General features: G+C 38.9%; 3 protein-coding genes. All 3 read right to left on the bottom strand.

The window, feature by feature from the left end; all coding sequences use genetic code 11:
- Positions 1 to 2,548: DEAD/DEAH box helicase family protein (locus tag JXA84_09000; protein ID MBN1151341.1), on the bottom strand; the 2,548-nt coding region annotated here is incomplete at its 3' end.
- 1 nt (position 2,549) lies between these two features.
- On the bottom strand, positions 2,550 to 4,730 hold the full coding sequence (locus JXA84_08995) for a site-specific DNA-methyltransferase (GenBank protein ID MBN1151340.1): 2,181 nt from the start codon (positions 4,728 to 4,730) through the stop codon (positions 2,550 to 2,552).
- A 71-nt stretch (positions 4,731 to 4,801) separates the two neighbouring features.
- A partial coding sequence (locus JXA84_08990; protein ID MBN1151339.1) for a hypothetical protein occupies positions 4,802 to 5,477 on the bottom strand: 676 nt, incomplete at its 5' end.

Here is a 5,477-nt window from a genome sequence, read left to right as displayed (position 1 = left end):
GATCCAGACGTTCTGTTTTTAACGGCACGTCCAAATCTTCCTGCCCTTTTGTCTCTATGATAAAAATTTCTTTTTCTGATTTCTTGACTAAAAAATCGGGATAATAGTTGGATATGTCTCCGGAGCTGTTTTTATAATCAATCTTGAAATTCACCGCAAAATAATTTTTAACATATGAAATGATATCCTCACAGGATTCCAGAAAATTCGCAAACTCTAGCTCAAGGTGACTATCTCCAATTACCTTATTGAACGCACTTTTCTTTGGTACTAAATAGCCTTGATCTTTGACCACAAACGGACGGCACTTGCTGATTTTGATATAATCCCGTATTTCGGCTTCTCCCTTGTCAAGAATGATCAATTCATTGATCTTCTTTTTAAATGTCTCGATGATTGTTTTTGTCGCCTCCAGCTCGGAGAGGTTGCGTAAAATGTTCAGGTCTTCCAGATCAACCGAATAAATAAACAAAAAATCACGAATAAAGGTTTTTACCTTTTCGTACAAAATGTCATATCCGCTCACAAGTCGGAGCTCTTTCATGATGACTTGGGTAAAATATCCCACAACGCTCGTGTAGTTGGCCACGAAATCACTATCAAGCAAAGTTTTATGCGTAATTTCGTTGGTTGTAATATCCTTAAACACAATCTCTCTTTGTTCTTCCTCAGTGAATTGTTTGACCGGCAATTTCTGAATTGCGAAATTGGCCACATCCAGTTCGGAAAGATTTTTATATTCCCGGAATATTCTTGGGGTTAAAACCGGTATCTCAATATCCAATTTCCCGATATCTTTTTTTGTATTTTCATTATCCACCTCAATGACGAGGGGTGCTTTGGGGGTAGAATCTCCTCCCATTCTCTTCCGCTCAAGTTCAACTCCTTCATTCTGTATTGATTCCACAAAATCCATAAATGCGTCAGTTCCCACGACGCTGACATATTCGGTCAAGTCCTGTTCTCGATACATGCGCCGGAGTCCCCGGCCTAGTGTTTGCTCTGGCAAGATATTACTCTTTGATACATAAGCTCGCAGTCCAACAATCGTGATCACGTTGCGCACGTCCCATCCTTCTTTCAGCATGAGTACAGAAACAATGGCTTTATATTTACTCTCTGGATTATCAATTTCATTTGCCGCTTTGCGGAGTTCTTCCAACTCTTCTTTCTTCTTGCCGGATGCGGTTTCAGAAATTTCTCCATTGTTTTTTGTGTGGATCACCAAAACCGAATCCTTGAATTCCGGGTATCGGTTTTCCAGATATTCGGCCACTTCATCGCAATTTTTCGTGTCATCGGTCATTACAAAAAAGATGGCTTTTTTACCAGTTTTCAAATGCTCATCATAGACCTTTTTCCATTCCAGAAATCCCAGGTGAATATAATCCTCGTATTTTTCTGTATATTTTGAGCTTTTCTTTTCGCTTAACTTTGCGCGACTGGCTGAATCCGGCAGAACAGGGTGTTTGACCACGTCCTGGTAGATCGCTTCTACCAACGGATAATCAGAAACCGTCTGTACAAAAATAGCGCCGTTGTTGTGTTTCGGGGTGGCGGTTACGTCTACTTGTAGAGACAAACACCCATCTTTTTGTAAAAGCCGATTGTGAATATCTTCAATCGACTTGAACCATTCAAGCCTTTCATCGTGGATATGGTGGGCTTCATCATTCAGAACCACCAGCTCGTCAATGTCCCGAACAATATCACCCAATTCGATTTTGGACTCGTTGGTTTTTCCTACTGGTCGCCTTCCCAAAAAATATTCCGTGCGGTCGTCATCATCAAAAGAAGGTTCTTTCTGGTGGCTGTCATAGACGCGGTGAATATTGGTGAGGAAAATATTTCCCATTTTGCGGGTGACATTCACGTCATCTTGAATATGCAATGAAAGCTGAAAATCATCCTTCCAGTTTTGCCCATCAAATCCATTTTCCGGTAATACCGGATCTTCAAAAAATATCCGCAATCCGTCAAAATCCGAACGAATTCGATCCAGCACGATAATATTTGGTGTTATCACTAAAAAATTTCTGGCCAGTGTAGAATCCTCTTCGTACAGTTTGTGAAAATAACACCATGTTAAAATCAGACTTAAAACTTTTGTCTTTCCGCTTCCCGTGGCCATTTTAATAACAAACCGGCGCCATGTTTCCGGGAACATGCCAGCCGACACTGCGCCCGAACTATCAAAACGGAGCAAATCATATTTATCTTTTACCTGCACGATTTCATGCAAAAAGACGATGGTTTCCACCGCTTCCCGTTGTGCAAAATAATACTGAAAAGTAAACGTGTTTCCGTCTGCAGTCGGTAAAATATGCTCTGTTTTAAACCACCATTTTAAAAGCGCCTGGCTTGTTGAGCTGGCTCCCTCATATCCTGCCTCTCTCCACACTTTGACTTCTTTTCTGAGTCGCGCCACAAGCGGAGGCAAAAGTTTTTCATAGCCCTGTTCTCGCAAGGCTTCATCAGCTGGAAACCAGCGCAGGTCTGGTTCTAAAACAGCATGAGGTGATTTTGGAAAATTTTTATGCAGTGCCATTTTATCTTTTCCCCCCGATAGTAACTTCAATGATTTTCATCGTATCATTCCCGAAAATATCCACGACCTTGACCGCGATTTTATTCCGGCCAACGTCATATTCCTTAAATACGCTTTTTAATTCAAGAGAGCGGTCTTTTTTTGTGCGGAAGGATTGCCATTCATTCTCAAAAATAAAATCCCCTGTCCAAACCTCCTCTGTCTCGCCATTCACATTTTTTATCTGCACGATCTCGCGTTTGCTTTCAAAGTCAAAATCGACCGACCAGTAATCAATCCAGTCCGTCCATTTTTTCGTTAATATTTCGCGGGAAGTTATCCCGTTTTTATCCTTTGAGACTTTAATTATCTGTCCATTTTCCACGACAATTTTATTGCTTCCGTTTTTCAGATTCGATTCTGCATTAGCAATCGAATCCTGATTGTAAAAAACAGAAAAATCGGTCAATTCCACTGCTACGGCATTTTTCTTGAAATGAGGTTTCACCTCGATATAAGAAACGTCATGAAATACTACCTGATTTTTCTCAATAGCTCTTTTGTCAAAAACATCCCGGGGAATATATTTCATGGCCAGGTCAATACCTTTGTTTTTCGCCTCCTCCTGAATATTCGGGAAAAGACCCATTTCAAATTCAAACGCCAGGACATCCACTTTGGTGATATGTTTTTCCCGACACTCGAGAATGATCTCTTCGACAAAAAGACGGGTCACGGGCAAATTAATCGGACCGATGGCCACGAGTCGATTTGCCTTTTTCCCCTGAAATACCCGGAATCCATCAACGCTTTGGGCGCGGTAGGCATGCAAAATTAATTCGGTGAAATGCTGTTCTTTCTGCTCAATTTGTTTTTTCTTTTCTTCTTCGCGCAAATTTGGATTCACACCGATATAATGCTGGCGTTCGTACTTGCCGAGGTTGAGAATTTCAAAAGCTCTGTAATTTTTACCCGCTTCTTTCATCTGTCGCTGAACGCCGATTATGCGCTTGCGGGTGGTATGAATTGCAAATTTACCCAAATCAGAACCAATCCACTTTCTGCCGAGTTTTTCTGCAACGGCTAGTGTAGTACCAGAACCACAGAAGAAATCTGCAACAAGATCGCCTTTATTAGAAGAGGCTTTGACTATTCTTTCAAGTAAAGATTCTGGCTTTTGTGTTGGGTAGTCAACTCTTTCAGAAGACATTACATTTATATAATCCATTAAAAACCAATCTCTCGGCTTTGTACCTTTTTTTTCATCTAAATAGTCAACTCTACATAATTCAGGATTTCTTTTCAACCATTTTATATCAATATCGGTATGATTTTGGATAGGACTACCTTGAATATTTCTACCGTGCAGTCGAAATTTTCGACCTTTTTCATCTTCATACCTATATTTATCCACAGTAGATTCAGTTAATGGTTCTGTTATCCTATCCCAATAGAAAGGGTATGCTTTTGCCTTTGTATAAAAATAAATATTGTCATGCCTTCTAACATAATGATTCTTTGAAACAGCCATCCCCCGATAACACCAAATCACTTCATTTTGGAATAAATCCTTTCCAAATATTTCATCAAGAATAAGTCTTACATGGCTATTTACCCGATAATCACTATGAACATAAATACTCCCATCCTCCGCCAATAAATCCCGCATTAAACTCAATCTCTCATAAATCATAGCGATAAAGCTATCTGCACCTTTTCCCCAAGTATCCCTATAGGCCAATTCCTCTAACACGTTGGGTTTTTTGGTAAACGTGTCATCGCCGATTTCAATATCCATTGAAAAATCCGCACCTACGTCAAACGGCGGGTCAATGTAAATGAGTTTTATCCCTCCTTGCTTTTCGATCTCTTCGCGCATGGGGCCATTTTTGAGACTGCTCAAAATCAATTTGTTATCGCCCCAAATGAGCTTGTTCGTCCAGCCTTTCAATTGCCGTCCGCGAAAATCCACATCAAAAAGGGATCCCTGGATATTAATGTCCTTTTCTGCGCGCGGTTCATCCACCTGCTCAATCACCTGAAACGGTAAAACAACGTTGCATACTTCGTTTGTTTTGCCATTCCAAACCAACTCAACTTCTCTTTTGTCTTCAAAAAGTAAAAAGCGATATTTTTCCGGAAGAGGTTTTCCCTGCTCAAGATATCGATTTATGTCCCTGATTTCATTATCTGAAAATTGCATTGTTTTACACCTATCCTTTATGGTACTCGACGTCAATTACTACGAGTGTAAAGTATTTCAAATATCATACTTTACTCTTTTTCATAGTATTTAAAATATTTTGAATATGTTTCTACTTTTAGAAACTCTGAAAACGATAGAATTTTTTCATCCTTATATTTCAATCGTCTATTCTCAATTCTAAAATAGACCATAATACCAGTATAAATGACGGAAATAATTGCTAATATTATCCCCTTTAGCGAAAAGAGAAGCGGAAAGAAAGCGTAGAAGGACAAAGTAATTTTAGAATCGACATTCAAAGGCAGAAAACTTAATGGATATATAACTCCAGCAAAAAAAAGGATAACCGACAAAAGTATTGAAACAGTAATCAAAGTTGAAGATTCAGGATTGTTTCTGATTGTTGGATAAAATTTATTTAATTCGTAGATATGGTCTTTCAATTTATTATAAAACTTTTTGATTTGATCTGTATATTTTTTTTTGCTGTAAATCGGCTGTGGATTACCACTTGAATCGGAATCTGCTATATCTGCTATAACATAATCTTGTTTTAATGTTTCAAGCTCGCGATCTGCAATCGGTCCATGGATGTGAACCTTTTCTACTTCCTTTGCTTTGGTTATAAACTTTTGAAGTTTTTCCTTAACAACTCTTTTATCTTCATAAAAGACAAAATCATCGATTATTTTTTTATACTCTTTTACGGTCTTAAATGTCTTCGTATTTTTATATTCAGATAAG

The organism is candidate division WOR-3 bacterium (assembly GCA_016926475.1).
Classification (GTDB): domain Bacteria; phylum SDB-A; class SDB-A; order SDB-A; family SDB-A; genus JAFGIG01.
This window is presented reverse-complemented; position numbering and strand designations above follow the sequence as displayed.